This is a genomic window from Bradyrhizobium embrapense (assembly GCF_001189235.2).
Classification (GTDB): Bacteria; Pseudomonadota; Alphaproteobacteria; order Rhizobiales; family Xanthobacteraceae; genus Bradyrhizobium; species Bradyrhizobium embrapense.
In genome coordinates, this window is the sequence record NZ_LFIP02000002.1 from 179,054 (window position 1) to 204,717 (window position 25,664).

Below are 25,664 nucleotides of genomic sequence, written 5' to 3' on the forward strand. Positions count from 1 at the left end.
TAATGTTTCGTGAACCGCGCATTAACGCCCTGTGAGGGGATCGCGGCGGCAGACATCCGCATCTGACGTGGGACGGATGCCGGTTCGCGCGAGGAAAGCCTGCCGAAACAAGGATCTGGAGCGACTGATTCGATCAGAACCGAAGCGGCTCTACCTTGCACGCGCGAGGAACTGAAGCAGCAGCCGGCTCACTTCGTCCGGCTGCTCCTGCTGCACCCAGTGACCGGCGCCGTCGACCAGATGGCAGCCGATCATTTTGGTACAGGCCTTGGTCTGCATCGTCTCGAACACGCCGGGCCGCTGATAGGTGCCCCAATCCTGCTTGCCCGAGATGAACGCGGACGGCTGGTCGATCGTGCGGCCGCTCCAGGTCTGCAGTTCCGCGGTGAACGCGCCCGATGTGCCGCAGCGGTACCATTGCAGCCCGCCCTGGAATCCCGTGCGTTGATACTCGGCGCTGTAATAGGCGAGGTCGCGGTCCGGCAGCCAGCTGTTGGCGGCGATCACTTCGCGCGACGGCATCTCCTCGGCGACCGTCGCGGCCATATCCTTGGCGAGATCCATCACATAATAGGTCGGCAGCTTTGCGAGTTCGCCCGCCGACCAGGATTGCAGCTGATACGGCTTGTTGTCCTTCCAGTCGGCGCTCTTGTGATGGTAGTAGGCGCGCAGGAAATCGTGCACGCCTTGCGGTGCGCGATGCATGTCGTCGTTGGCCTGATACGTCGAATAGTACCATTGATAATGCTTGCGCGGGCGCGGCAGTGCCGCCAGCTCGCGATGCACCGGGTCTTCGCCCGCGGGCTTGCCCGGTTCATTGGCGGTGTTGAACGGCAGCGACGGCGGTCCGGCGAATGGTGCGCTCATCATCACGACCGCGCGGAACACATCGGGGCGGATCAGCGCGCACCACGCCGCGACCGACGAGCCGAAATCGTGCCCGATCACGGCATCGACATGCCGGTAGCCGAACGCCGCGACCAGCCCGAGCGCATCGCGCACCAGATTGGGCAGGCGGAACGACGCGAGCTCGCCGTCATATTCCGCGCTCCAGCCTGACGTGCGGCCGTAGCCGCGCTGGTCCGGCGCGATCACGTGATAGCCGGCCGCGGCGAGCTTCGGCATCACCTTGCGCCAGGAAAACGCCAGCTCCGGAAAGCCGTGCAGTAGCAACAGGCAGGGGCGGCCTGACGTTTCGAAGCCCGCCTCGAGCACATGCATGGTGAGGCCGTTGATCCCGTCGACATAACGCGAGCGGATGGTGGAGGGGAGCGGGACGTCGGGGAGCGTTTCCATCTGGGATCACCTGTTGGGCATCGCCGCAGAAGCAGCGCATTTTGCTGTATGCTGGCGGCCATTGATTCACGATAGCAACTTTGCCGACGGGATGCATACCGCATGCGCCACACGAGGATTGCAGGGCTGCCCGGCTGGAAGTCGCGTTTCGGCGTGATGATCGTGGCCGCTGGCCTGGTGCTGACGTGCGCGGCCCGTGCGGCCGACATCAAGCAGCTCACCGAGAAATTGCCGCGCGCCTATATCGGTGAATTCCTGTGGGATGGCGACAGCACGGTGCAGAACGTCGTCATCACCTTCGACAAGGTCAAGGCGCTGAACGAGCAGAACGCGGAAGCCCGCGGCTGCGGTTCGTACGAGGCCGGCCGCCACATGACCAAGATCGACGTGCAGATGTTCATCCGGCTGTCCGATCTCGAAGTCGAGATCTTCGAACGCTCGCCCGACGGCGACGCAGCGTTCGAAACCGACGGCAGCCATCGCGGCAAGCTGTCGGAGGATTTTCAGCAGATCGACGCGCAGTGGACCTCCACCGCATCAGGCAAGCATGGCCAACTGCATCTGCGTGCCTCGGCAAAGGTGGCGTGCGAACCGGCGCAGGATTTGTAGCGCTGCATAACGCCGCAAGCGTTGTCCATCCTCCCCCTCCAGTGGAAGACAGGACGAATCACACTTTCCCGGTTGCCTTCGGCCAATACCGGTCGCGCAGATGGCGCTTCACCAGTTTGCCGGTCGGCGTGCGCGGCAGCTCCGTCTCGAAGTCGATGCTCTTCGGGCATTTGATCGGCGACAGATGCTGGCGGCAGAAGGCGATCAGCTCGGCCTCGAGCTCCTTGCCGGCCTTGGCGATGTCGTGCGGCTGCACCACGGCCTTGACCTCTTCGCCCATCTCCTCGTTGGGTACGCCGAACACCGCGACGTCGGAGACCGCGGGATGCGTGATCAGCACGTCCTCGGTCTCCTGCGGATAGATGTTTACGCCGCCCGAGATGATCATGTAGCTCTTGCGGTCGGTGAGATACAGGAAGCCCTCCTCGTCGAGGTAGCCGACGTCGCCGAGCGTCGACCAGCCCTTGGCGTTGTAGGCCTTCTTCGTCTTCTCGGGATCGTTGTGATAGGAGAAAACGGGCGCGTCGGCGAAATAGACCTGGCCGATTTGCCCCGTCGGCGCCTCCTCGTCGTTCTCGTCGAGGATCTTGACCTTGCCGACCACGGCGCGCCCGACCGTGCCGCGATGGGTCAGCCATTGCTGCGAGGTCGAGACCGTGACGCCGTTGCCTTCCGAGCCGGCGTAATACTCGATCAGGATCGGCCCCCACCATTCGATCATCTTCGCCTTGACGTCGACCGGGCAGGGTGCCGCGGCGTGGATCGCACCTTTCAGCGATGACACCTTGTAGCGGGCGCGGACCTCGTCGGGCAGCTTCAGCATGCGCACGAACATCGTCGGCACCAGCTGCGACTGCGTCACCTTGTGCTTCTCGACTTGCTTCAGGAATTCCTCGGCGTCGAAATGCTCCATGATGACGGAGGTGCCCCCCAGCACGGTCGCCATCATGTTGAAGCGCAAGGGAGCCGCGTGGTAGAGCGGCGCCGGCGACAGATAGATCGAGTCGGCATTCATGCCGCACATGTCTGCGGTGAGAATCCGCAGGAACGGGTTCGGCACGTCGATCCGGTTGCCCTCGAACTCCTTCTTGATGCCCTTTGGTCGGCCGGTGGTGCCGGAGGAATACAGCATGTCGTAGCCGGCGACCTCGTCGGCGATCGGCGTGGTCGGCTGCGCGCCGGCCTCCTTGTCGTAGGAGCGGAAGCCCGGGGCCGGCTCGTCCATCATGTAGAACAGCGGTTCGCCGGGTTCGCCCTTGATCAGGCCCTTCACCTTGTCGGCGCACTGCGGCGTGGTGATGAACACCTTCGCGCCGCAATCCCTGATGATGTAGGCGATCTCCTCCTCGGTCAGGTAGCGGCTGATCGCCGTGTAATACAGCCCCGAGCGCTGCGCGGCCCAACAGATCTCCATGAAGGCGAGCCGGTTTTCCATCAGCAGCGCGATGTGGTCGCCGGGCTTCAGCCCGAGCGAGCGGAACAGATGCGCGCCCTGGTTCGAGAGCTCGTCGAGCTCGCGATAGGTGATCGCCTTGCCGGACCCCGCCATCTGGTAGGCGATCTTGTCGGGCGTATTGCGTGCGTGGATCGACGGATGGGTCAAAGACGTTTCCTCAAACAAGGTGGTGGTCCCGGCGAAAGCCCGGACCCAACCACCGATCTTTTTTGTTGAAATGAGCTGTGCTTCGGCTCGCCATAACCACATCGACCTGTGGTTATGGGTCCCGGCTCAAGGCCGGGACGACACCTTTTGTATGGAGACTCTTGCGGCCTCTCAACGCTTCTAGAGGTCGGCGCTCTTACAGCCGTTCGACGATCGTCACGTTGGCCATGCCGCCGCCTTCGCACATGGTCTGCAGGCCGTAGCGCTTGTTGCGCTGCTTCAGCGCATGCAGCAGCGTCGTCATCAGCTTGGTGCCGCTGCCGCCGAGCGGATGGCCGAGCGCGATCGCGCCGCCATTGACGTTGAGCCGGGCCGGATCGGCACCGGTGGTCTTCAGCCACGCGGTCGGCACCGAGGCGAAGGCCTCGTTGACCTCGAACAGGTCGATGTCGTCGATTGTCATGCCGGCCTTCTGCAGCGCACGCTGGGTTGCCGGCAGCGGCGCTTCCAGCATGATCACGGGATCGCCGCCCATCATGGTGAGGTGATGGATGCGCGCCATCGGCTTCGCGCCGAGCGCCTTCAGGCCCTTCTCGTTGACGACCATCACGCCGGAGGCGCCGTCGCAGATCTGGCTGGCGCTGGCCGCGGTCAGCTTGCCGTTCTCGGCGATCAGCTTGACGCCCTTGATGCCGTCGAGGCTGACGTCGAAGCGGATGCCTTCGTCGATGTGGTGGGTGTCGGTCGAGCCGTCGGCACGGGTGATCGTCACCGGCACGATCTCGTCCTTGAAGTGGCCGGCTTGCGTCGCCGCGATCGCGCGCTGATGGCTGTTGTAGGAGTATTCGTCGAGTTCATCCTTCGACAGGCCGTACTTCTCGGCCATCATTTCCGCGCCGGTGAACTGGCTGAACACGATGTTGGGATATTTCGCCTCGATGCCCGGGCTCTTGTAGTGGCCGAAGCCGTTCTTGGCCGGCAGCGAGGAGGCGAGGCCCATCGGCACGCGGGTCATCGATTCCACGCCGGCGGCGATCACGCAGTCCATGGTGCCGCTCATCACGGCCTGCGCCGCGAAATGCAGCGCCTGCTGCGAGGAGCCGCACTGGCGGTCGATCGAGGTCGCGGGCACGCTCTCCGGCAGCTTTGAGGCCATCACCGCATTGCGCGCGATGTTGGTGGATTGCTCGCCGGTCTGCATCACGCAGCCCATGATGACGTCCTCGACCTGTGCGGGGTCGGCGCCCGATCGTTCGACCAGCGCATCGAGCACGGTGGCGGCCAGATCGGCCGGATGCCAGCCGGCAAGACGCCCTCCCTTGCGGCCGCCGGCGGTGCGGGCGGCGGCGACGATATAGGCCTCGGCCATCTCTGATCTCCCTGATGTTTCTGGATTGGGCGGCTTGAAAGTTGGGCCGGATTTAAGGGGCGGCTCAGCATTTAGTCAATCAATCAATTAACTCTTGAGTGCAGCCCCGCCATGGGCTTATGTGCGGCCTCGATTTACCGTCGAGCCCAGAACCCAAGCGGGACCAGAGCGCAGTTGAATACCAGCGTACCGACGAAACTTCCGGCCGGCAAAAATGCCACCGCCGACAAGCTATTGGTCGCAGCCAGCGAGCTGATGATCGAGCGCGCCTCGATCGAGGTCTCGCTGTCCGACATCGCGCAGAAGTCGGGCGTCAACGCCGCGCTGGTGAAATATCATTTCGGCAACAAGGACGGGCTGTTGCTGGCGCTGCTCGCGCGCGACGCCGCCACCGAGATCTCGCAGCTCGAATATCTCATCAGCCAGCCGATCACGCCGTCGGCGAAACTGCGCCTGCATATCGGCGGCATCATTCGCGCCTATCACCAATTCCCCTACATGAACCGGCTGATTCATTATCTCCTGCACGAGAGCTCGACTGCCGCCGCGAACGAGGTGTCGAAATTCTTCGTCGCGCCGCTGCTGGATTTCCACCGCCGCCTGCTGGCCGAGGGCATCAAGGCCGGGGAATTCCGCAAGATCGATCCGGTGCTGTTCTACACCAGCCTGATCGGCGCCTGCGATCACCTGTTCTTCGGCCGCCACGCGATGTCGCGCGCGGTCGGTGTCGGTCCGGTCACCGACGAGGTCTGCCGCGAATACATCAAGCACATGGAAGCCTTGATCTTCGGCGGCGTGCTCAATCCCGATAAGGAAACGGCAGCGGCCGCTGCCGGATAACAAGTTCAAGTCTAGAGAAGAAACGCCCAAGGAAAGGTTGTTCCCATGCAGTTGAAAGACGTTGCCGTTCTCATCACCGGCGGTGGCTCCGGCCTCGGTGCCGCAACCGCGCGCGCCATGGCCGCCAAGGGCGCCAAGATCGGCGTGATCGACCAGAACAAGGAAAACGCCGAGAAGGTCGCCGCCGAAGTGAAGGGCGTTGCCCTGCATGCCGACGTCACCGACGAGGAAGCGATCAAGGCCGCGATCGCCAAGGCCGAGGCCGCGCACGGCATCGCGCGCGTGCTGATGAACTGCGCCGGCATCGGCGGTTCGCAGCGCATCGTCGGCAAGGACGGCGTCTATCCGCTGGCGAAGTTCGCCCGCATCATCAACGTCAATCTGATCGGCACCTTCAACGTGCTGCGCCTGTTCGCCGAGCGCCTCGCCACCGCCGAGACGATCGGCGAGGAGCGCGGCGTCGTGATCAACACCGCGTCTGTCGCGGCCTATGAAGGCCAGATTGGCCAGATCGCCTACTCGGCTTCGAAGGGCGGCGTCGTCGGCCTCACGCTGCCGGCCGCGCGCGATCTCGCCAGCCTGAAGATCCGTGTCAACACCATCGCCCCCGGCCTGTTCCTGACGCCGCTGCTGATGGGTCTCAGCGAGGAAGCCCGCAAGAGCCTCGGCGCTCAGGTCCCGCATCCGGCCCGCCTCGGCGACGCTTCGGAATACGGCAACCTCGCGGTCCATATCGTCGAGAATCCGATGCTCAACGGCGAAACCATCCGCCTCGACGGCGCCATCCGCATGGCCCCGCGCTAGTACCTTCTCCCCTTGTGGGAGAAGGTGGCGCGCAGCGCCGGATGAGGGGTTTCTCTCCGCGGAGACAGACCCCTCACCCACGCGAACACGCGGCACCCACGCGCATGCCCTCTCCCACAAGGGGAGAGGGCGCATCAATTGCCGCCGCATTTGCAGATGCAGGAGTGTAACGCGTGTCTCAACCGCTGCTGATCGAACATCATGACGGGGTCGATTGGATCACGCTCAATCGTCCCGAAAGCCTCAACGCGCTCGATCCCTCGCTGATCGATGCGCTCAATGTCTATTTTCAGGGCCTGCAGCGCAATCGCGATACCCGCGTCGTGGTGCTGAAGGGCGCCGGCGCTAATTTCTGCGCCGGGCTCGACCTCAAGCATGCGATGGCGCGCCGCGGCGGCCAGGCTGAACCGCCCGGCGTCACCGAGTCGCTGGACTCGCAGCGCCGCATTGCCGACATCGTGATGCTGATGCGGCGCGCTCCGCAGCCGATCATCGCGCTGGTGCAGGGTGCGGCCGCCGGCGGCGGCTTCGCGCTGGCGCTCGCGGCCGACATCCGCATCGCGGCGACAAACGCGCGGATGAACTGCGCCTTCATCAAGCTCGGTCTCGGCGGCTGCGACATCGGCACCAGTTACTTCCTGCCGCGCCTCGTCGGCGTGTCGGTCGCCTCAGAATTGATCCTCACCGGGCGCTTCATCAACGCCGATCGCGCGCTTGCCGTCGGCCTTGTGTCCGAAGTGGTCGAGGCCGCCGATCTCGATACCGCTGCCAATCCCTACGTCGACGCGATGATGACGGCCTCGCCGGTCGGCCTCCGCCTCTCGAAGGAATGCATCAACATGAGCGTCGACGCCGGCTCGATCGAGGCCGTGATCGCGATGGAGGATCGCAATCAGGTGCTGTGCAGCCGCTCGGAAGATTTTCAGGAAGGCATCAGGGCCTTCCTCGAGAAACGAAAGCCTGTCTATATCAGGCGCTGAGAACAGATCCTCAAAAGGACAAGAATTCCGGGAGACGCAAAATGGATGGAGACGCGGCGATGCTGACGAAGCCTGCCTTTCGCAAGGTCGATTGGCTCGCGCGTGACATCGCGGTCGAGCGGCGCGCCGACGGCACCGTCGTCCTGAAGTCGCGGATTCCGCTGCAGGCCTACGAGACCCATATCCCGGCCTATCTCGCCAAATGGGCGGCGCAGGCGCCGGAGCGGATCTGGTTGGCGCAGCGTGGCGGCCCCGACCGGCAGTGGCGCAAGGTCTCCTATGGTGAAGCCAAGCGCACCGTCGATGCGCTGACGCAAGGCTTGCTCGATCTCGGTATTTCCGATGCCCGTCCCGTCGCGATCCTGTCGGGCAATTCGATCGAGCATGCGCTGATGACGCAGGCTGCGATGCAGGCGCGGCTGCCGGCGGCGCCGGTATCGCCGGCCTATTCGCTGATGAGCCAGGATCACCTCAAGCTCAAATACCTCTTCAACCTGATCAAGCCGGCCGTCGTGATGGTGCAGGACGGTCCGACCTTCGAGAAGGCGCTGAAGGCGATCGATCTCACCGGAATGACAGTCGTGCACGTGCTGCGTCCGTGCGAGGGTATTAAGAGCACGGCCTTTGCCGAGCTCGCGGCAACGAAGGTGACGGCCGATGTCGACGCGTCGATCGCGAAGATTGCGCCCGACACTGTCGGAAAGCTGCTGTTTACCTCGGGCTCGACCGGCATGCCCAAGGCGGTCATCAACACCCAGAAGATGATGTGCGCCAATGCGGCGATGATGATGCAGGTGCGGCCGCGCGAAACCTCCGGCCCGATCCCGACCGTGCTCGACTGGATGCCCTGGAATCACACCATGGGTGGCAACGCCGCGTTCAACCCGGTGCTGGTCGATGGCGGCACGCTCTATATCGACGACGGCCGGCCGATGCCAGGCCAGTTCGAGGAGACCATCAGGAACCTGCGCGAGGTGTCGCCGACCTATTACGCCAACGTGCCGGCCGGCTATGCGGCGCTCGCATCCGCGATGGAGAAGGACGAGGCGCTGTGCGCGAGCTTCTTCAAGAACCTCTCGATCATGGCCTATGGCGGCGCCCGGCTGCCCGACGATCTCTATGACCGAATGCAGGCGCTGGCGGTGAAGACCACGGGCGAGCGCATCGTGTTCTACACCGGCTGGGGCTCGACCGAGACCGCACCGACCTCAACCGGAACCTATTGGGACACCGAGCGCGTCGGCCTGATCGGCCTGCCGTTCCCCGGTGTCGAGCTGAAGATGGTGCCGTGCGGTTCGAAATACGAATTGCGGCTGCGCGGCGTCAACGTCACGCCGGGCTATTTCGGCCAGCCGGACCTCACGGCCAAGATGTTCGACGAGGAAGGCTTCTACTGCATCGGCGATGCCGGTGTATTCGTCGATCCCGAAGATCCGCTGCAGGGCATCATCTTCGCCGGCCGCGTGGTCGAGGACTTCAAGTTGACCACGGGCACGTTCGTTCACGTCGGCTCGCTGCGCACCGATGCGATATCAGCCGCGACGCCGGTCGTGCATGACGCGCTGGTTGCGGGGCAGGATCGCGAGTTCATCGGCCTGTTGTGCTGGCCGAACCTGCATGCCTGCCGCCAGCTCGTCGGCAATGCCGATGCGAGCTACGAGGAGGTGATCCGGCACCCGGCCGTGATCGCCTGCGTCGAAAAAGGCTTGCAGGCCCACAACGCGTCCACCACCGGCAGCAGCATGCGGATCGCACGCGCGATGCTGATGGTCGAGCCGCCATCGATCGACGGCAACGAGCTCACCGACAAGGGCTACATCAACCAGCGCGCCGGCCTCGAACGCCGCGCCGCCCTGGTCGAGAAATTGTACGCCGACAAGCCCTGCGACGAGGTGATCGTGCTGTGATGGCCGGACTGTTTCCACTCGTCATTCCGGGCTCGCGCTTCGCGCGCCCCGGAAATGACGGCCAATTGAAACGACAAGAACCCAGAAGGTAAGCGCCATGAATTTCGATTTCTCGGACGAACAGAAGCAGATGCGCGACGAGGCGCGGAAATTCCTCAGCGAACAGTGCCCGCCGAAGGCCGTGCGCGAGGTGCTCGACGGCAAGGCGCCCTACGACAAGGCGCTGTGGAAGGGCCTTGCCGAGATGGGCTTCCTCGGCATCGCGATCCCGGAACAGTTCGGCGGCGCCGGTGCCGGCCATCTCGAGCTCTGCGTGATCGCCGAGGAAATGGGCCGCGCGCTGGCGCCGGTGCCGTTCTCCTCGACCGTTTATCTCGCCGCCGAAGCGCTGCTGATCGCGGGCAGCGATGCGCAGAAGCAGAAGTGGCTGCCGAAGATCGCCTCCGGCGATGCCATCGGCACGCTGGCGCTGTTCGAGGGGAAGGGCAATCCGTCGCCGAAAGCGGTCAAGCTCACCGCCAATGGCGGCGTGCTCAACGGCGTCAAGAAGCCGGTCGCGGATGGCGCGATCGCTGACTTCGCCGTGGTCGTGGCGCGCACCGGCTCGAGCGGACGCGAGTCCGATATCTCCCTGTTCATCGTCGATCTCAAGGCCTCGGGCGTCGAGGTCAAGTCGCTGACCAATATCGACCTCACGCGCGGCCAGGCCGAGATCACCTTCAAGGATACGAAGGCCGAGCCGCTCGGCGCCGCCGGCGAGGGCTGGAGCGTGATCACCCAGGTGCTGGATCGCGCCGCCGTGCTGATGGCATTCGAGCAGGTCGGCGGCGCCGACCGCGCGCTGGAGATGGGCCGCGACTATGCGCTTGATCGTATTGCCTTTGGCCGTCCGATCGGCTCGTTCCAGGCGGTCAAGCACATGCTGGCCGACATGTATGTCTCGGCGACGCTGGCTCGCTCGAATTGCTACTATGGCGCCTGGGCGCTCTCGACCAATGCCGGCGAGTTGCCGGAAGCGGCAGCTGCCGCGCGCATCAGCGCGACGCAGGCGTTCCAGCACTGCGCCAAGAACAACATCCAGGTCCATGGCGGCATGGGCTTCACCTGGGAGTTCGACTGCCACATGTACTACCGCCGCGCCAATGCGGTCGCGCTCGGCCTCGGCAGCCTGTCCTATTGGGAAGATGCCCTGATCGATCGCATGCGCAAGAAGAACGCGGCGTAAGCGGGGACCGTCATGAATTTCGACGACACCCCGCAGGAGGCCGCATTCCGCGCCGAGGCGAAAGCCTGGATCGCGGCCAATGCGCCGAAGCAATATGAAGACGAGCTGCGCAAGGCTTCGCTCGGCCGTGTTGCGCTCAAGGGCGCCAATATCCTCGAAGTGGCAAAAGCCTGGCAGAAGAAGAAGGCCGATGCCGGCTGGGCCTGCCTGCACTGGCCGAAGGAGTATGGCGGCCGCGGCGCCTCGCCGATCGAGCGCGTGATCTGGCAGCAGGAGGAGGGCCCGTTCGGCCGCCTCAGCTCGATGTTCATCATCGGCCACGGCATGTGCGGCCCGACCATGATGGCGTTCGCCGGCGAGGAGCAGAAGCGCAAATACCTGCCGCCGCTCGCCTCCGGCGAGAAGATCTGGTGCCAGCTGTTCTCCGAGCCGGCCGGCGGCTCCGACGTTGCCGGCCTGCGCACCCGCGCCGAGAAGCAAGGCGACGAATGGGTGATCAACGGCCAGAAGATCTGGACCTCGGGTGCGCATTATTCCGATTACGGCATTCTGCTCACCCGCACGGATCCGACGGTCGCCAAGCACAAGGGCCTCACCATGTTCTTCCTGGACATGAAGAGCCCGGGCGTCGAGGTCAGGCCGATCAAGCAGGCCAGCGGGGCCTCCGACTTCAACGAGGTCTATTTCACCGACGTGCGCATCCCGGACGCGCAGCGGCTCGGCAACGTCAATGACGGCTGGAACGTGTCGCTCACCACGCTGATGAACGAGCGGATGTCGATCGGCGCCGGCGTCGCAACCGGTTTCCCCGAACTGTTCGATTTCTGCAACAGCCTGATGCTGGAGGATGGCCCCGCGATCGAGAACCGCGCGGTGCGCTCGAAGCTCGCGAGCTGGGCGGTGAAGGCGAGCGGGCTGAAATACACCAGCATGCGCGCGATCTCCGCGCTGTCGAAGGGCGAACGCCCGGGTCCGGAGAACTCGATCGGCAAGCTGGTCGCCGGTTCGATGATCCAGGACGTCGCGACCTACGCGCTCGATCTGCAGGGCGCCGCGGGCACCTTGAGCGGACCCGAGGATGCCGAAGCCGCCGGCAAATTCCAGGCGATGCTGCTGCGCGCGCCGGGCACCCGCGTCGAAGGCGGCACCGACGAGATCATGCGCAACATCATCGCCGAGCGCGTGCTGGGCCTGCCCGGCGACATCCGGGTCGACAAGGACGTTCCCTTCAACAAGATCCCGACCAAGGGCCGCGCCTGAGTGCGCGAAAAATCAAAAGAGGTTCGCCATGAATTTCGATGACACGCCGCAGGAAGCCGAATTCCGCAAGATCGCGCGCGACTGGATTGCCGCCAACGCGCCGAAGGAATTCGAGGAGGAGTTGTCAAAATCCTCGCTCGGCCGCATCCGGCTTGCCAAGCACGACATGGTCGAGGTCGGCAAGGCGTGGCAGAAGAAGAAGGCGGAGGGCGGCTGGGCCTGCCTGCACTGGCCGAAGGAATATGGCGGCCGCGGCGCCACCCCGATCGAGCGCGTGATCTGGCAGCAGGAGGAGGGCGTCTACGGCAAGCTGACCCAGCCGTTCCAGATCGGCGAGGGCATGTGCGGACCGACCGTGATGGCCTGGGGCTCTGAGGAGGCCAAGCGCCGCTATCTGCCGAAGCTCGCCTCCGGCGAGGAGATCTGGTGCCAGCTGTTCTCCGAGCCGTCGGCAGGCTCGGACGTCGCAGGGCTTCGCACCCGCGCCGAGAAGAAGGGCGACAACTGGGTCATCAACGGCCAGAAGATCTGGACCTCAGGCGCGCATTATTCCGACTACGGCCTGTTGATCGCGCGCACCGATCCGAATGTGCCCAAGCATAAGGGCCTCACGATGTTCTTCCTCGACATGAAGAGCCCCGGCGTCGAGGTCAGGCCGATCAAGCAGGCCAACGGCATGCAGGAGTTCAACGAGGTCTATTTCACCGACGTCGTGATTCCGGACAGCCAGCGGCTGGGTGCGGTCGGCGAGGGCTGGAGCGTGTCGCTGACCACGCTGATGAACGAGCGCATGTCGATCGGCGCGCGGCTTGCCACCGGCGTGCCCGAGATGTTCGAGTTCTGCTCCAACCTGATGCTGGAAGATGGTCTTGCGATCGACGATCCGGCGGTGCGCTCGAAGCTTGCGAGCTGGGCGGTGAAGGCGAGCGGGCTGAAATACACCAGCTACCGCGCCATCTCGGCGCTGTCGAAGGGCGAGCGGCCCGGTCCGGAAAATTCCATCGGCAAGCTCGTCTCCGGCCTGATGCTGCAGGACATCGCGACCTATGCGATGGATCTCGAAGGCGCAGCCGGCAGCCTCACCGGCACCGACGAGGCGCAGGCCAACGGCCAGTTCCAGCAGATGCTCCTGTCGTCACCCTCGATGCGCATCGCCGGCGGCACCGACGAGATCCTGCGCAACATCATTGCCGAGCGCGTGCTTGGCCTGCCGGGCGATATCCGCGTCGACAAGGACGTGCCCTACAACAAGATCCCGACCAAGGGCCGCTGAGCATGGATGCCACCACCAAGCCGCGCTATGCGTCCGAAGATCGCATCGGCGCGCTCGAGGAGCTGCTCAACGAGCGCTACTCGGTACGCGCGTTCCAGCCGCGCGAGGTGCCGCGCGACGTCATCGAGCACATTCTCACCACCGCGCAGCGCACCGCGTCCTGGTGCAACAGTCAGCCCTGGCAGGTCCTGATCGTGTCCGGTGAGGCCAAGGAGCGGTTTCGCAAGGCGATCTATGCCGAGGCGTCGCGCGGCCTCGGCGAGGACTACGACTTCACGCCGCCGCGCGAATATGTCGGGGTCTATCTGGAGCGCCGTCGCGAAAGCGGCTTCCAGCTCTACAACACGCTCGGCATCGCGCGCGGCGACAGGGCGGCCTACGCAAAACAGGCGCTGGAGAATTACAATTTCTTCGGCGCGCCGCACATTGCCGTGATCCACACCAACGAGCCGCTCGGCATCTATGGCGCGATCGATTGCGGCGGCTATGTCTCGAACTTCATGCTGGCCGCGCAGGCGCTCGGGCTCGGCACCATTCCGCAGGCGGCGATCGCCCGCCATTCCGGCCTGATCCGCCGTCATTTCAACCTGGCCGACGATCGCCGGGTTGTCTGCGGTATCTCGTTCGGCTACGCGGATCATGCGCACAAGGTGAACAGCTACCGCACGTCGCGCGCAACTGTGGCGGATACTGTCACATTTGTAGATGTATAGTTTCCTCAAGGCGGGACGTCACGTTCTCGCCGAGGACAAGAAGACGCGATAAAGAACCACAAGAACAACAATGGCGAATAACGCCTCCCTGACGCCGGCGGAGATCAGCTGGCAACTGCACCGTCTGCCTGCGCTTGAGCGCGACGCGTTCATCGCTGCGCATTACCTCGGACAGCCTGTTGCCTGGAAGACCCGATTCTTCGACGCGATCGACTGGGGCGCGGGCTCCGTGCTGCAATTCAGCTTTCTGCAACGCGGTTGGCACCGCCATTCGCGGCTCGACAACCCGATCTATGCCTATATCGACATCGAGCAACATCCGGAAACACGCGGCCTGCGCCGCGGCCGGCGGATCGATCTCGAAGGCACGATCAAGGGCATCGACTTCGTGACCGGGATTACCCTGACGCTGAACAAGTTCGAAATCCTGCCGATCAATTTCCTCGACCGCTTCGTGATCAGCTCCGACAGCCGCTATTAGCGGCGGGCCGCGCGGCGCGCCGCGGTGTCCGCATAGCGCGCGGCCATCGCGCCCGCCAGCTCGGCCATCTTCGCGCGCAGCTCTTGCGGCGCGATCACTTCGGCCTCGGCGCCGAGCCGCAATAGCTCGCTCGCCGCATGCCACACTGTTTTGCCGACCGGCATGGTGGCGACGCGCCAGCCATCGGGCTCGACGCTGTCAGCAAGCCGCATCCGCGCCTTCACGTAAGGATGCGCCAGCGCATCGAACAGCTGCAGCCCGAGCGGCGACAGCCGCACCGTGGCCTCGTTCGGATGCAGCTCGGCCTCGAGCCGCTCGATCGAGGCGCGCCAATAAGTGGCGAGCTCGAACTCCGCCGGCCGCGTGAACGGCGTCTCCAGCGCGGTGCAATCCAGCACCCGCGCGACGCGGTAGGTGCGCACATTGCCGTCGACGAGGCCGGCGAGATACCAGCTGCCGCCCTTCAGCACGAGGCCGAGCGGCGCCACGCGCCGCCGCTTCTCGGCCTTCCAGCTCTGGTAGCGGATATCGATCAGGGTCTCGCGCAGCACCGAGGCTGCAATCGCGCGCAGGTGCTTCGGCTCCTCGGTCTCGCCGAACCAACCCGGCGCGTCGAGATGGAAGCGCTGCTGCATGCCCCGCGCGTTGGGGCGCAGATTCTCCGGCAGCGCCGCCATCAGCTTGGTCTGCGCCGCCGCCATCGCGGCATCGAGGCCGAGCGCGGCGGCAGGGCCGGGCAGGCCGGCCATGAACAGCGCCTCGGCCTCGCCCTGCGACAGCCCGTTCAGCCGCACCCGGTAGCCGTCGAGCAGGCGGTAGCCGCCCTCGGCGCCGCGGTCGGCGTAGACGGGAACGCCGGCAGCAGCCAGCGTATCGATGTCGCGATAGATCGTACGCACCGAGACCTCGCAGGCCTTGGCCAGCTCGGGCGCGGTGACTTGCCCTCGCGCCTGCAGGGTGGTGAGGATGGAAAACAGCCGGCTCGCGCGCATCGCGTAATCATACCTGACACAGGATGTCAGGTATAGGCGAACATAAGAAGGCCATGCGCCCTGACGGCGCAAGGAGACCTGCTCATGACCACCGCTGCCACCACCGACCGCCTCACGCTGTATTACTCGCCGCAGAGCCGCGCCACCGGCACCCGCGTGCTGCTGGAGGAACTCGGCGCACCCTACGATCTGCACGTCCTCAATTTGAAGGCGGCCGAGCAGCGCAAGGACGCCTATCTCGCCATCAATCCGCTCGGCAAGGTGCCGGCGATCCGCCATCGCGGCGGGCTGGTGACCGAACAGGTCGCGATCTTCATCTATCTCGCCGATCTGTTCCCGCAGGCCGGCCTCACCCCCGCGCTGGACGACCCGCGCCGCGGCCCGTATCTGCGCTGGATCGCCTATTACGGCTCCTCGTTCGAGCCGGCCGTGATCGACCATTTCATGAAGCGCGAACCGGCGCCGGTCACTCAGTCGCCCTATGCCGATTACGACACCATGCTGGGTGCGCTCGAGGCGCAGCTCGCGACGGGGCCCTATCTCTTCGGTGAACAGATCACGGCGGCGGACATCCTCTGGGGCATCGCGCTCTCCTGGACCATGATGTTCGGCATCGTGCCCAAGAGGGACGTGTTCGTCCGCTATGCCGAGCGCATCGCCGCACGCCCGGCTTTCGTCCGGATCTCGAAGGCCGACGACGAGATGGCGGCGCAGCATGCGGCAGCCGCCGGAGTGTGATAGGGATCGTGCCGATGGCGAAAGCGCTGCACAGCACCAACTGCTTCAACACCCTGATCCGCGTCGCGGAGGACTGCCCTGCGCGGAGCGGCGAGGAGCCGCAGCCGCGCGGCGGCCGGCCGACGGTCGCCGTGCTGCAATTCCGGATGCTTGCGGGCGCGCCCTACAAATACACCTCCGACGACGTGGTGTTTGCGACGTCGTCGGCCGGCCGCGCGCTCGATGCCAAGGCCGGGAAGAAGGAACGCAGCCTTGCCCGCGAGACGTTCTTCTCGCGCGGACAGGCCTGCATGCGCGCCTCGCCGCTCGGAAAACGCTTTGGCTGGGGCGTCCACGCCGACGCCGAAGGCCGCATCGCGCTCTACGCCGTCGACAGCAAGCGCTACCAGGCGCTCGCCCGCGACCCGGAGATCGCGCAGACGCGCGCGATGCGGAGCAAGCGGGCGTGACGGCGTGGAAACGTCGCTTATGCCCCGGGGGCGAGCGTGCGGCGGCAAGATTTCGGAATATTGGAAAATATCCGTGAGTTGCCCGACGTGTCAAGTGGCCTGGTCGAACGCTGGCCGCCGCCGGCTACTTTGCATGGGGTTGTTTTCGATATTTTGGCAACGCGCCTCCCCGGGGGTGCTCCTCCAGGGAGGGTGAAGGCGCATGCCGTGATCGTTAAAACCGCGGCGCGCGCTTCTCGGCGAAGGCCTTGATGCCTTCCCTGATCTCGTCGCCGCGCATGCTGTCGCGGTGGCGCTGGTCGGCGGCGGCCTCATCGAGCGCGCCGCGGGCGAATTCGTTGATGGCGCGCTTCATGCCGGCCATCGCCTTCGGCGCGTTGCCGGCCAGGATCGAGGCAAGCTTGTCGACCTCCTCGTCGAGCAGGTCGAGCGACACCATCGCGGTGAGGTAACCGATCCGCAGCATCTCCGGCGCCGTGATCTTCTGCGCGGTCAGGAACAGCATCTTGGCGTTGTCGACGCCGAGCCGCGTGACGTAGCGCTGGATGCCGCTTCTGTAATAATGCAGCCCGAGCCGCGCCGCCGGCATGAACATCTCCGCGGTATCGACGCCGATGCGGAAGTCGCAAGCGAGCGCCAGGTCGGTCGAGCCGCCATAGACGCCACCATTGAGCCGGCAGATCGTCGGCACGCAGAGATCCTCGAGCCGGTTGACCACGACCTCGAATGCCGAGCCCGCGCTCTGCTGTTCATCGGCACTCACCGCGCGCTCGGCCACCGAGTTGAGGTCGTAGCCGGCGGAGAACGCGCGTCCGGTTCCGGTCAGCACCAGCACGCGGATCGCAGGATCGGCCTCGATCCGGTCGAACAGCCTGACGAGCTCGCCGAGATCCTCGGCCTGCAGGCGGTTGAGATGCTTCGGCCGGTTGAGGCGGATCGTTGCGCGGGCGCCGGCGATTTCGAGCACGGGTCCGCTGGCGGTGTCGGCCGCGTCAGCCATCTTGGTCTCCATCATTGGTTCTCACGTTCGCGCCGCTTCGCCTCGGCGTCGATGGTCTCGGCGAGGTCGGGATGCCTTGCCATCAACAGGCGGAAATCGACGAGGTCAAGCACCAACAGCCGGGTCACCTTGCTGGTCGAGACGCTGGCGCCCCGCTTGGCGTTGCCGAGCAGCGCCATCTCGCCGAAGAACGCGCCTTCGCCGAGCTTTACCTTGCGTCCGGGCAGCTCGACCTCGACCTCGCCGGCGGCGACGAAATACATGCAGTCGCCATTGGTGTCCTTGCGGATGATCGTGGTGCGCGGCGGCAGGTCCATGGTCCGCAGCACCTGGGTGACGTCGGCGATCGCGGCCGGGCCGAGATGCGCGAAGAACGGCACCTTGCTGACGGTCTCCCAGGTTCTCAGGAAATTGTCGCGGCGGGTTTCCGCGGCAAAGCCGGTCGCCAGAATACCGGTCCACAGCCCGAACACGCCAAGGCCCGAGATCATCACCATGGCGGCGACGATGCGGCCGAGCGGGGTGATCGGCACCACGTCGCCATAGCCTGTCGTGGTCAGCGTCACGACCGCCCACCACAGCGCCGCCGGCACGCTGCCGAAGGTCTGCGGCTGGACGTCCCGCTCCAGGAAGTATTCGGCGACCGAGGCCAGGAACACCACCATCAGGAAGATCACCAGCACGCTGAGCAGCGGGCCGGATTCGACGACGAGCACGCGCCGGAGCTGGCGCAGGCCGGGAATGCCCGGCACCACCTTGAGCACCCAGAGCACGCCGAGCAGCCATGCGGTCTTCGGCTCGATGCCGGCGAGCAGCGCCAGCGGCACCGCCAGCGCGCCGATCGCATCGACGATGCCGGCGCTGGACAGCGCGTAGAACCAGAACTTGCCCTGCCGCCGCATGTGGCGCAGCCGCACCAGCCATTCGAACACGAAATAGCCAAGGCAGGCCCATAGCAGCGCATCGACCCAGTGCGGGACCGCGTCATAGGCCGGCGCGACCGTCAGCAGCGTCATCATGGCGACACCGACCGTGACCGCGACATAGGCCGCCGTGGTCATGTTGCGGCCAGCGGTGGCGGAAACGAAGCGCGTCAAGGCCGGAAGGACGAGCGGCTTGGACATCGGAACGGTGCTTGCCTGTCGCTGAACTGCTGGAATCGAGGCCCTGCGAACGGCAGAGCCTGTGCCACAACGTGCCTTCCCCGGTTGAGGCCGTCAACGCGCGGGCTGCGGCGGGATGGTCGCTCGGAAGTCCGACATGCTGGACGAATGGCCTAACCATGTTGGCCCGTTTTTGCGTCCGCGAATGTGAGAAATCAGACAAATCGTCGCTTTTTCACCGTATATCAGGGATGCTGGTCACCGATGCGACCTCGGCCGGAATGAAGCGACTAATAAGGCGATCTTGTTCACTTCTTGAGAAATTGGTTGGTTTCCGATGGATACCTCACATCTCGCGGAGCACGCCGGCGCCGCCGGCAGTTTCTTCGCATCGATCTTCGTGGTCGCCACGCTGTCGATGCGGACCATGATCCCGTTGCGCGTCTTCGCCATCCTGACCAACATCATCCTGATCGCGACCGCCGTCCCGACCCATAATTACGCGACGCTGATCCTGCATGCTGTGCTGCTGCCGGTGAACACCTATCGGCTGCACCAGATGCTGCAACTGGTCCGCAGCGTGAAGAAATCGGTGAACAGCGATCTGTCGATGGATTGGCTGAGGCCGTTCACGACCGAGCGCAAATGCGCCGCGGGCGAAGTCCTGTTCTACAAGGACGAGAAGGCCGACAGCATGTTCTACATCGTCAGCGGCCGCTTCCGCCTGGTCGAATCCGGCATCGAGCTGCCGGTCGGCGCCCTGGTCGGCGAGTTCGGCATGCTGTCGCCGTCGAACACGCGCACCCAGACGCTGGAGTGCGTCGAAACCGGCATGGTGCTGTCGGTGACCTATGACAAGGTCGAGCAGCTCTACGTTCAGAACCCGGCGTTCGGCTTCTACCTCCTGCGTCTGTTCAGCGCCCGCCTGTTCGAGAATATCGCGACGCTCGAGCAGCGGCTCGCGCAGCACGCCACCCCACCACAGGTCGCGGAGCCCAAACCTGCATGAGCCCCGCGACGAGTTCTGGAGGCGCCGCAGTGCCGGATGACGACAGTCTGCTGGCTTCGCTTCGTTACCTGTTTGCCGATATCATCGGCGACGAGGACGAGGGCCCGCCGGTGCTGCCGGAAGCTTGCCCGGACCATCTCAGGCCGGCGGTCACCGACGCCATCCATCTCTTGATCGCCTATCAGAGCACGAGCTACGCGCAGCTCTATATCGACCGGCTCAAGCGCTTCGTCGGCCGCCGCGGCGTCGACGACGCCCTGCTTGCCGAGATCGCGCGGCTGATGGCGCAGCGCATGGCCTATGAGGACGCGATCCGCATCGCCCAGCTCAGGCTCGGCGAAGTCGATGCGGCGGGCGGCCTTGCGGCGCGCTCGGCCGACGAAGTCAAGAAGCTCCGCCTCGACGAGTTGATCGACGCCCTGCCGGAGATGGTCGCCGATCCGGTGCTTGCCGTGCTCGACCAGTTCGGCTGGCGCCGCCGCCGGGTGTCGATCCGCTTCAGCGCCAACACCCGCTTCAGCGTTCGTCGGCTCAGGATCGAGGCCGGCCTGAAGCGCTGGCGGCTGTTTTCGGGGCGTTACGCCAAGGAGCGTGTCTGGGTCGAGCGTTGGCTGCACATGATCGACCGCAGCCTGACCAAGCAGCCGAGCGCGGCCCCGGCGGTGGTGCAGACCGCGACCATGATCCAGGGCTACGGCGATCCCTATCGCCAGGGCATCGCGGACTGGCACGTGATCATCGATGGACTGGTCAAGCCGACCTTCGACGGCATGCTCGCGCTTCCCGATCTTGCCGCCGCCATCACCGAGGCCCGCGCCGCCATCATGCCTGATCCGCGCCAGGCATCGCTGAAACGCAAGATCGCAGAAATCCGCGCGCGCGTGCCGGCAAATCCGTCACCGTCATCCTGAGCTGCGAGCACTTGCGAGCCTCGAAAGATGCGCGGCCGATTGGTGGCCGTCGACCCTTCGAGACGCGCGGAGACGCGCTCCTCAGGGTGACGGGGCACGCCTGCGACGGTGGCTTTCCGCGAAGCCTACCGTTTGATGTGCGGCGGCTCGTCGTAGCCGCGGCGGCTGGAATAGAACAGCAGGCCCATCAGGCCGGCGCAGACCGTAGCCAAGAGCACAATTCCGATCGTGAACGTGACAATGCCGTAGGCCGGGACCGGGGCGTCCGGCATGACCAAGCCCTCATAGGCGTAGGCGCCGACGGCGACCAGAAGTGCGAGCAGGCCGATGCTGATTGCAATGCGCATAGGTATCTGCCTTTGCTGAAGGCCGAGAGCAAGGCAGGTTGCGCGGATTATCCCGCCGCGGCGCTGACCTTGGCCAACGCTTGCTGTCCGGCTTCGGTGAGCTCGGCGAGCGTCGTCCTGCCGCTCTTGGCGCATTTGATGATGTATCGGGCAACTCGCCTGCGGGTGTCATGTTCCTCGCCATGAAGGGCGCCGGCACAGACATGGTCGAGCGCAAAGTTCATGGCCGCGAGCGTATGTGAATCAAAGCGTTCCGCGATCATCGCAGCTCTCTCCCGTCGCGGCCCACCTTTTTGGGGGCTCTCGGCTATTTGTTGGACATCAGCCACTCGCTGACTTCCATCACGGTCTCGGTCTGTCTGGCTTTCTTCATCAGCGTTTCGCGTTCCCGTCCCGGCGGCAGCTTGCGTGCTGCAATGCGCGAATCCTCGGCGAATTTTTGCAGGCGGTCCTCGAACGATCCGGAAGGCCGCGACCTGTTACGTTTCTTCTTGATCATGCCGCCTCCGCGCTGGAACCGGCAATTCTAGGCATGTTCCCCGAATGCCGTCGTTAACCCATGACATCAGTCGAACGAAATCGTCGTCAGTAGCGCAGGAACGATCGTCGGCGTCATGCGTAACACTCACGTGTTTGCTGCCTTGCTCCCCGAAAGGCGGTGGACCACCACGGTGACGGGCCTCGGTGAATTTCATCGCCGGGGCCCGCATGTCTTTTGAGGAGATGGACAATGGCACATTCCAACCAAGGCATCGTGAAGGACGACAAGGGTCAGGAACAGCCGGCCGACAAGGAGCGCGCGCGGACCGCCCACAAGACGGACACCCGAAAGCCACCGGCGCGCGAAGCGACGCGTGATCCGAAGCTGACCGACCCCGACAGGACGCCAGGCTCAGGCATGACATCGGGCGATCGCGGCGATCCCCCGACAGGTTGACCAACGTTTCGCTGTGCACCACCGCGCGCAATGCGGCAGGAACGACGATCCCGCTCCTTCGTTGGCCCTGGGAGATCAATGGAGAATTGACATGGCGACGGACGAAAATGAACTCGGAAACCTGATCGGCAGTGACAAGGTCGAGGGCACCGCGGTTTATGGATCGGACGAGCGCAAGATCGGCTCGATCGAGCGCGTGATGATCGACAAGAAGAGCGGACGGGTATCCTATGCCGTGCTCGGATTCGGCGGCATCCTCGGTCTTGGCAATGACCATTATCCGCTGCCCTGGGAATCGCTCAAATATGACACGAGGCTCGGCGGTTACGTCACGGGCGTGACCGAGAGCCAACTGCGCAGCGCACCGAAATACGGCAGCGAGCGTGACTGGGATTGGGCCGATATCGGCACCACCCGCGCCGTGAATGATTACTACGGGGTGCCGTTCGTCTGAGCGGCGGTGAATCCCGGAGGGTATCGCGGTTGTCTTCGTAGCTGAGTTGCATGGCGCCTGAGGTCGTAGCCGTTACGTCTTCTGGCGTCTGTACACTAGTGAACATATGGCAATAGCTGTGCAATGTAACATACGTTATTGAAATCAGCCCGGCGGGGACCCGATTAAGTATGCGGGGAGACCTATGTCGTTGGCGTCGCTAGTCCGGAAATTGGAGCAGTTCGTACGGCTTTCGCCGGTTGATCACGCCATTCTCAATCGCGCGTCGACCGAGCGCATCCGGCATTTTGGTCCGCGCGTCGACATCGTCCGGGAAGGCGAGAAGCCGAGGGACGTCCACCTGATCCTGTCTGGCTGGGCCTACCGCTACAAGCAGCTCGAGGACGGCCGGCGCCAAGTGGTGTCGTTCTTTCTGCCCGGCGATATCTGCGACGTGAACGTCTTCATCCTGCGCGAGATGGATCACTCCATCGGCACCATCACCGCGGTGTCGGTCGCCGACCTCTCGCGCGAATTCTTCGACAGGGTCGCAGCCGAACATCCGCGCATCGTCACCGCGTTCTGGTGGGAAACCCTGGTCAATGCGGCGATCCAGCGCGAATGGACCATGAGCCTCGGCCAGCGCACGGCGCTGGAGCGGATGGCCCATCTGCTCTGCGAGATCTGGCTCCGGCTGCGTCTCGCCGGCCTGATCCAGGGCGACAGCTGCGATTTCCCGCTGACCCAGGGCGATCTCGCCGACGCCACCGGGCTTTCCAAGGTCCACGTCAACCGGACCCTGCAGGAGCTGCGCGCCGACGGCCTGATCGTGCTCAAGGGCAAGACCCTGGCGGTCCCCAATCTCGACCGCCTGAAGCGGGCAGGGCTGTTCAATCCGAACTATTTGCATATGGATCACGAGGGACGGCAGCTGGATGCCGTTACGACGCCACCGGACGCTGCGGCGGGTTGACGGGACGCACGCGTGGCATGTCGCGGGAATGCGGCTCGATGTCTGACCGGTCGTTCAAAAACACGATGTCGTCCTGGCGGAAAGCCAGGACGACAGTGGTGTAGGTGACGCTTTCGCCAGGACGACAGTCGTGGATGCGAAGCAACCGCCTCTACCCGTTCGCGGTCTTCACTACCACAAGGTTGTCATCGACTGCCGGCGGGTGGCGCTTGAGATGGTCGCGGCGCAGGGCGATCTCGTCGCGGACTAGTTCGTAGCCGAGCTTGAAGGTGTCGAGGCCGTCGCTGGAAACGGTGCCGTCGCGCAGACCGATTACCGCGCCGCGCAGGATCGCCTCGAGCTCGTCCTGCAATTCGTCGAGATGTTCGGCGCAGGTGGTGTGCTCGACACGCTCGCCGATGTCGAGGATCCGGCTCGCCAGTTCGCTGGCCTTCTCCGGCGCGACGCGGCTGATCTTGGTGTAAATCGCAGCGAAGATCGAGCCGATGATGCTGAGCGCGGCGGCGCCGAGATACATCACGTCGCTGTAGCGATCCATGAACGACTTGGTGTCGTCATTGATGTATTCGGCCGCGCCCTGATGGGCGACGATGAAGGCGTCCTTGTCGGTCGCCGCCGGCTCGATCCTGGAGGCGAATCCATCGTCGAGTGCGAGCTCGGACTTGTTCTCGTAGACGAGGCGCGCGAGCTCGGCCGCCGTCGTCGTCGACATCGAGGATTGCGCGACCAGCAGCCATTCCAGCCCGATGGTGTCGACGTCGTCGTCGGGGATCGCCGGCGAGGACGACAGCATGCCGGTCGAGACCGTCTCCACCGAGATCGCCGGATATTTGCGCGCCAGCGCCTTGGCCTCGTCGATCGCGTTCAAGGTGAAGCCGCCGGAGCGCTTGGCATATTCCTCGTAGGTCTGGTCCTTGATGATCTTCGAGGCATGCTCGATCGCGACCACGGCGCCGAAGCCTGAGGCGAACAGCCTGTCGAGCGGTGTGTTGGGCGACGCCTGCTGTACCCGCTGCGCCGCATCCGGGCTGTCGGAAATCTCCAGCGCGCTGCGGACGAAATTGACGCTGTTCTCGCCGTCGCCGACGACCGCGATCTTCTTCCTCTTCAGTTCGGTCCGCGACTTGATCTTCTTGCCACCGGGGCTCAGCACCAGCACCACGTCATGCTCGAGGATCGCGATGGCGCGGGCGCGCGGCGGCACCCTCGCATCGGTGCGGAGGATCGCAAGCGTGGCGGCGCGGCGATCGAACTGCGCCAGCGCCTTGGCGTTGTCGGGGTTCGGCGCGATCTTCAGCCGCACCCGCGACGAATTGTTCTTCAGCACGGTGGCGAGGCGGGCGGCGAACTTGGCCTCCGCTCCGTTGGCATCGCCGACCGCAAACACCAGCGTCTCCGAATTGTGCAGCCAGACCCGGCCGCCGATCACGGTGATCGCGCTCAAGAACAGCGTCAGCAGGGTGAAGATGACGATCTGCGCGCGATTGCTCTTGACGACCGGTTTGGCGACCGGAGGGTGTGGTCGCGGCGGCGTTGGCGAAGGCGCGGGGGCTTCGGCACTCATGGCTGATCACCCGTCCGGGACGACCCGCTGCCGCAACAGCGCGGCACTGCCCGGTGAATCTGTAAATGGCTCCAAAAGAAAGAAAATTTCCTGCGCTGCCGACGATATACCTCCCCGGCTGGAATGCAAACCGGCCGCCCGCCGTCACCTTTATCCCGACTGGCCTGCGCCGCGATGCCACATGACCATCGCCACTATCGACGTCCGAACCCAGATGTGATTTTCGGGGGGCCGCAGGTGCATTCCATCGCCGGAGATGTCATAAATGAGACAAGCTTCGCCTTGCGGAATTGTGCTGACGGCCTGACCCGGATTTTCTTGCAATCATATTCATCGAAGTAGAAGGGCGTCAGCTTGTTGTTTCCTTCCATGTCATCGTCGGTGTCGGTTGGTGCCCTGGTGGGATGGATGTTGCTTCTCACCGCAAAGCACATCATCGCCGACTTCATGCTGCAGAACGCCTGGATGGCGATCGGCAAGGATCAGAAGACCGGCTGGGCCATGCCGCTGCTCGCGCATTGCCTGGTCCACCTTGCGGTCGCGCTGGCGCTGATCCTGGTGGTGGCGCCGCGCTTCTGGTACGTCGCCTTCGTCGATTTCGTGATCCACATCATCGTCGATCGCTGCAAGGGCATCTGCGCCTCGCATTTCGGCGTGACGCTGGAGTCCGGCCATCCCTGGTTCTGGACCCTGATCGGGGTCGATCAGGCACTGCACCATCTCACCGGATTCGCGCTGTCGATCTACATGGCCGCCAACTGAGCAGGCGGCGGACGCCTCTTCCCAAATCCCGGACCACGATCCCTCCCGCCAGCGGCGGGCGGATGTGATTCGCGTGCAACGAGCAA

The 25,664-nt window shown here is 64.6% G+C and carries 28 protein-coding genes; 18 read left to right on the forward strand and 10 right to left on the reverse strand.

From position 1 onward, the window contains the following. Positions 1-150 precede the first annotated feature (150 nt). Entirely contained in the window at positions 151-1,296 is a 1,146-nt protein-coding gene (locus AKN83_RS08250) for an alpha/beta fold hydrolase (RefSeq protein ID WP_050403890.1), read from the reverse strand. A gap of 102 nt (positions 1,297-1,398) precedes the next feature. Between AKN83_RS08250 and AKN83_RS08255 the strand changes: the two genes are divergently transcribed. Further along, positions 1,399-1,905, forward strand: coding sequence for a hypothetical protein (locus AKN83_RS08255; protein ID WP_050403891.1), 507 nt, complete (start codon positions 1,399-1,401; stop codon positions 1,903-1,905). A 58-nt stretch (positions 1,906-1,963) separates the two neighbouring features. Here AKN83_RS08255 and AKN83_RS08260 read toward each other — a convergent pair whose 3' ends face one another. Further along, positions 1,964-3,508 (reverse strand): acyl-CoA synthetase, encoded by a 1,545-nt coding sequence (locus AKN83_RS08260; protein ID WP_050403892.1) that lies wholly within the window; start codon positions 3,506-3,508, stop codon positions 1,964-1,966. A 196-nt stretch (positions 3,509-3,704) separates the two neighbouring features. After that, positions 3,705-4,877: an acetyl-CoA C-acetyltransferase gene (locus AKN83_RS08265; protein WP_050403893.1), complete on the reverse strand. Its 1,173-nt coding sequence runs from the start codon at positions 4,875-4,877 to the stop codon at positions 3,705-3,707. 111 nt (positions 4,878-4,988) lie between these two features. On the opposite strand from AKN83_RS08265, the gene AKN83_RS08270 reads away from it, so the two are divergent. From AKN83_RS08270 to AKN83_RS08310, 9 genes are all read left to right on the forward strand, one after another. After that, complete coding sequence (locus AKN83_RS08270; protein WP_050403894.1) at positions 4,989-5,717, forward strand: TetR family transcriptional regulator; 729 nt, start codon at positions 4,989-4,991, stop codon at positions 5,715-5,717. A gap of 45 nt (positions 5,718-5,762) precedes the next feature. Beyond that, the gene (locus tag AKN83_RS08275; protein WP_050403895.1) at positions 5,763-6,521 is read left to right on the forward strand and encodes an SDR family NAD(P)-dependent oxidoreductase; all 759 of its coding nucleotides are present in this window, start codon (positions 5,763-5,765) and stop codon (positions 6,519-6,521) included. Positions 6,522-6,694: 173 nt separating this feature from the next. Beyond that, complete coding sequence (locus AKN83_RS08280) at positions 6,695-7,501, forward strand: enoyl-CoA hydratase/isomerase family protein (RefSeq protein ID WP_050403896.1); 807 nt, start codon at positions 6,695-6,697, stop codon at positions 7,499-7,501. A 41-nt stretch (positions 7,502-7,542) separates the two neighbouring features. Further along, positions 7,543-9,408, forward strand: a complete 1,866-nt coding sequence (locus tag AKN83_RS08285) for an AMP-binding protein (RefSeq protein ID WP_050403897.1) — start codon at positions 7,543-7,545, stop codon at positions 9,406-9,408. A gap of 97 nt (positions 9,409-9,505) precedes the next feature. After that, a complete protein-coding gene (locus AKN83_RS08290; RefSeq protein WP_050403898.1) occupies positions 9,506-10,633 on the forward strand; it encodes an acyl-CoA dehydrogenase family protein in 1,128 nt (375 codons plus the stop codon). A gap of 12 nt (positions 10,634-10,645) precedes the next feature. Beyond that, the gene (locus AKN83_RS08295) at positions 10,646-11,893 is read left to right on the forward strand and encodes an acyl-CoA dehydrogenase (protein WP_063695260.1); all 1,248 of its coding nucleotides are present in this window, start codon (positions 10,646-10,648) and stop codon (positions 11,891-11,893) included. A 28-nt stretch (positions 11,894-11,921) separates the two neighbouring features. After that, complete coding sequence (locus tag AKN83_RS08300; RefSeq protein WP_063695261.1) at positions 11,922-13,166, forward strand: acyl-CoA dehydrogenase; 1,245 nt, start codon at positions 11,922-11,924, stop codon at positions 13,164-13,166. Between the two features lie 2 nt (positions 13,167-13,168). Then, the gene (locus tag AKN83_RS08305; protein WP_050403899.1) at positions 13,169-13,879 is read left to right on the forward strand and encodes a nitroreductase; all 711 of its coding nucleotides are present in this window, start codon (positions 13,169-13,171) and stop codon (positions 13,877-13,879) included. Positions 13,880-13,949: 70 nt separating this feature from the next. Then, positions 13,950-14,360, forward strand: coding sequence for a hypothetical protein (locus AKN83_RS08310; protein WP_050403900.1), 411 nt, complete (start codon positions 13,950-13,952; stop codon positions 14,358-14,360). Here AKN83_RS08310 and AKN83_RS08315 read toward each other — a convergent pair. Beyond that, the gene (locus AKN83_RS08315; protein WP_050403901.1) at positions 14,357-15,352 is read right to left on the reverse strand and encodes a helix-turn-helix transcriptional regulator; all 996 of its coding nucleotides are present in this window, start codon (positions 15,350-15,352) and stop codon (positions 14,357-14,359) included. The two genes, AKN83_RS08310 and AKN83_RS08315, sit on opposite strands and share 4 nt — an antisense overlap. Positions 15,353-15,436: 84 nt before the next feature. Between AKN83_RS08315 and AKN83_RS08320 the strand changes: the two genes are divergently transcribed. Together AKN83_RS08320 and AKN83_RS08325 are read left to right on the forward strand one after the other, a co-directional pair. Then, entirely contained in the window at positions 15,437-16,090 is a 654-nt protein-coding gene (locus AKN83_RS08320; protein WP_050403902.1) for a glutathione S-transferase family protein, read from the forward strand. Positions 16,091-16,104: 14 nt separating this feature from the next. Then, positions 16,105-16,539, forward strand: a complete 435-nt coding sequence (locus tag AKN83_RS08325; protein WP_050403903.1) for a DUF6157 family protein — start codon at positions 16,105-16,107, stop codon at positions 16,537-16,539. A 214-nt stretch (positions 16,540-16,753) separates the two neighbouring features. Here AKN83_RS08325 and AKN83_RS08330 read toward each other — a convergent pair whose 3' ends face one another. Both AKN83_RS08330 and AKN83_RS08335 read right to left on the reverse strand, forming a co-directional pair. Beyond that, positions 16,754-17,539, reverse strand: a complete 786-nt coding sequence (locus tag AKN83_RS08330; RefSeq protein WP_050403943.1) for an enoyl-CoA hydratase/isomerase family protein — start codon at positions 17,537-17,539, stop codon at positions 16,754-16,756. Positions 17,540-17,550: 11 nt separating this feature from the next. Further along, the gene (locus AKN83_RS08335; protein WP_050403904.1) at positions 17,551-18,663 is read right to left on the reverse strand and encodes a cyclic nucleotide-gated ion channel; all 1,113 of its coding nucleotides are present in this window, start codon (positions 18,661-18,663) and stop codon (positions 17,551-17,553) included. Between the two features lie 316 nt (positions 18,664-18,979). On the opposite strand from AKN83_RS08335, the gene AKN83_RS08340 reads away from it, so the two are divergent. Both AKN83_RS08340 and AKN83_RS08345 read left to right on the forward strand, forming a co-directional pair. Beyond that, entirely contained in the window at positions 18,980-19,651 is a 672-nt protein-coding gene (locus AKN83_RS08340; RefSeq protein ID WP_050403905.1) for a Crp/Fnr family transcriptional regulator, read from the forward strand. Next, complete coding sequence (locus AKN83_RS08345; protein WP_050403906.1) at positions 19,648-20,562, forward strand: DUF6537 domain-containing protein; 915 nt, start codon at positions 19,648-19,650, stop codon at positions 20,560-20,562. The genes AKN83_RS08340 and AKN83_RS08345 overlap by 4 nt, the downstream gene beginning before the upstream one ends. 125 nt (positions 20,563-20,687) lie before the next feature. Here AKN83_RS08345 and AKN83_RS08350 read toward each other — a convergent pair whose 3' ends face one another. The 3 genes from AKN83_RS08350 to AKN83_RS08360 are packed head-to-tail and all read right to left on the reverse strand — an operon-like array spanning position 20,688 to position 21,408. Further along, positions 20,688-20,909 (reverse strand): hypothetical protein, encoded by a 222-nt coding sequence (locus AKN83_RS08350; RefSeq protein WP_050403907.1) that lies wholly within the window; start codon positions 20,907-20,909, stop codon positions 20,688-20,690. A 47-nt stretch (positions 20,910-20,956) separates the two neighbouring features. Then, positions 20,957-21,172 carry a hypothetical protein gene (locus AKN83_RS08355; RefSeq protein WP_050403908.1) on the reverse strand — a complete coding sequence of 72 codons (216 nt, stop codon included), beginning with the start codon at positions 21,170-21,172 and terminating at the stop codon, positions 20,957-20,959. Between the two features lie 44 nt (positions 21,173-21,216). Continuing rightward, a complete protein-coding gene (locus AKN83_RS08360; protein WP_050403909.1) occupies positions 21,217-21,408 on the reverse strand; it encodes a hypothetical protein in 192 nt (63 codons plus the stop codon). Positions 21,409-21,639: 231 nt separating this feature from the next. Between AKN83_RS08360 and AKN83_RS08365 the strand changes: the two genes are divergently transcribed. The 3 genes from AKN83_RS08365 (at position 21,640) to AKN83_RS08375 (ending at position 23,252) form a co-directional block, all read left to right on the forward strand. Further along, positions 21,640-21,846, forward strand: coding sequence for a hypothetical protein (locus AKN83_RS08365; RefSeq protein WP_050403910.1), 207 nt, complete (start codon positions 21,640-21,642; stop codon positions 21,844-21,846). A gap of 91 nt (positions 21,847-21,937) precedes the next feature. After that, positions 21,938-22,300 (forward strand): PRC-barrel domain-containing protein, encoded by a 363-nt coding sequence (locus tag AKN83_RS08370; protein WP_050403911.1) that lies wholly within the window; start codon positions 21,938-21,940, stop codon positions 22,298-22,300. 190 nt (positions 22,301-22,490) lie between these two features. Further along, positions 22,491-23,252 (forward strand): Crp/Fnr family transcriptional regulator, encoded by a 762-nt coding sequence (locus AKN83_RS08375; protein WP_050403944.1) that lies wholly within the window; start codon positions 22,491-22,493, stop codon positions 23,250-23,252. Between the two features lie 151 nt (positions 23,253-23,403). On the opposite strand, the gene AKN83_RS08380 is transcribed toward AKN83_RS08375, so the two are convergent. Further along, a complete protein-coding gene (locus AKN83_RS08380; protein ID WP_050403912.1) occupies positions 23,404-24,816 on the reverse strand; it encodes a TAXI family TRAP transporter solute-binding subunit in 1,413 nt (470 codons plus the stop codon). A gap of 408 nt (positions 24,817-25,224) precedes the next feature. Here AKN83_RS08380 and AKN83_RS08385 point away from each other — a divergent pair, with 408 nt between their 5' ends. Then, entirely contained in the window at positions 25,225-25,578 is a 354-nt protein-coding gene (locus tag AKN83_RS08385; protein ID WP_083991990.1) for a DUF3307 domain-containing protein, read from the forward strand. The last annotated feature ends 86 nt before the right edge of the window (positions 25,579-25,664 follow it).

Bases quoted from the DNA above. Each gene is read 5' to 3' on its own strand.
- AKN83_RS08250 (WP_050403890.1), bottom strand. From the start codon at position 1,296: ATGGAAACGCTCCCCGACGTCCCGCTCCCCTCCACCATCCGCTCGCGT.
- AKN83_RS08255 (WP_050403891.1), top strand. From the start codon at position 1,399: ATGCGCCACACGAGGATTGCAGGGCTGCCCGGCTGGAAGTCGCGTTTC.
- AKN83_RS08265 (WP_050403893.1), bottom strand. From the start codon at position 4,877: ATGGCCGAGGCCTATATCGTCGCCGCCGCCCGCACCGCCGGCGGCCGC.
- AKN83_RS08270 (WP_050403894.1), top strand. From the start codon at position 4,989: ATGGGCTTATGTGCGGCCTCGATTTACCGTCGAGCCCAGAACCCAAGC.
- AKN83_RS08275 (WP_050403895.1), top strand. From the start codon at position 5,763: ATGCAGTTGAAAGACGTTGCCGTTCTCATCACCGGCGGTGGCTCCGGC.
- AKN83_RS08285 (WP_050403897.1), top strand. From the start codon at position 7,543: ATGGATGGAGACGCGGCGATGCTGACGAAGCCTGCCTTTCGCAAGGTC.
- AKN83_RS08290 (WP_050403898.1), top strand. From the start codon at position 9,506: ATGAATTTCGATTTCTCGGACGAACAGAAGCAGATGCGCGACGAGGCG.
- AKN83_RS08295 (WP_063695260.1), top strand. From the start codon at position 10,646: ATGAATTTCGACGACACCCCGCAGGAGGCCGCATTCCGCGCCGAGGCG.
- AKN83_RS08300 (WP_063695261.1), top strand. From the start codon at position 11,922: ATGAATTTCGATGACACGCCGCAGGAAGCCGAATTCCGCAAGATCGCG.
- AKN83_RS08305 (WP_050403899.1), top strand. From the start codon at position 13,169: ATGGATGCCACCACCAAGCCGCGCTATGCGTCCGAAGATCGCATCGGC.
- AKN83_RS08310 (WP_050403900.1), top strand. From the start codon at position 13,950: ATGGCGAATAACGCCTCCCTGACGCCGGCGGAGATCAGCTGGCAACTG.
- AKN83_RS08315 (WP_050403901.1), bottom strand. From the start codon at position 15,352: ATGCGCGCGAGCCGGCTGTTTTCCATCCTCACCACCCTGCAGGCGCGA.
- AKN83_RS08320 (WP_050403902.1), top strand. From the start codon at position 15,437: ATGACCACCGCTGCCACCACCGACCGCCTCACGCTGTATTACTCGCCG.
- AKN83_RS08325 (WP_050403903.1), top strand. From the start codon at position 16,105: ATGGCGAAAGCGCTGCACAGCACCAACTGCTTCAACACCCTGATCCGC.
- AKN83_RS08330 (WP_050403943.1), bottom strand. From the start codon at position 17,539: ATGGCTGACGCGGCCGACACCGCCAGCGGACCCGTGCTCGAAATCGCC.
- AKN83_RS08335 (WP_050403904.1), bottom strand. From the start codon at position 18,663: ATGTCCAAGCCGCTCGTCCTTCCGGCCTTGACGCGCTTCGTTTCCGCC.
- AKN83_RS08340 (WP_050403905.1), top strand. From the start codon at position 18,980: ATGGATACCTCACATCTCGCGGAGCACGCCGGCGCCGCCGGCAGTTTC.
- AKN83_RS08345 (WP_050403906.1), top strand. From the start codon at position 19,648: ATGAGCCCCGCGACGAGTTCTGGAGGCGCCGCAGTGCCGGATGACGAC.
- AKN83_RS08350 (WP_050403907.1), bottom strand. From the start codon at position 20,909: ATGCGCATTGCAATCAGCATCGGCCTGCTCGCACTTCTGGTCGCCGTC.
- AKN83_RS08355 (WP_050403908.1), bottom strand. From the start codon at position 21,172: ATGATCGCGGAACGCTTTGATTCACATACGCTCGCGGCCATGAACTTT.
- AKN83_RS08360 (WP_050403909.1), bottom strand. From the start codon at position 21,408: ATGATCAAGAAGAAACGTAACAGGTCGCGGCCTTCCGGATCGTTCGAG.
- AKN83_RS08365 (WP_050403910.1), top strand. From the start codon at position 21,640: ATGGCACATTCCAACCAAGGCATCGTGAAGGACGACAAGGGTCAGGAA.
- AKN83_RS08370 (WP_050403911.1), top strand. From the start codon at position 21,938: ATGGCGACGGACGAAAATGAACTCGGAAACCTGATCGGCAGTGACAAG.
- AKN83_RS08380 (WP_050403912.1), bottom strand. From the start codon at position 24,816: ATGAGTGCCGAAGCCCCCGCGCCTTCGCCAACGCCGCCGCGACCACAC.
- AKN83_RS08385 (WP_083991990.1), top strand. From the start codon at position 25,225: ATGTTGCTTCTCACCGCAAAGCACATCATCGCCGACTTCATGCTGCAG.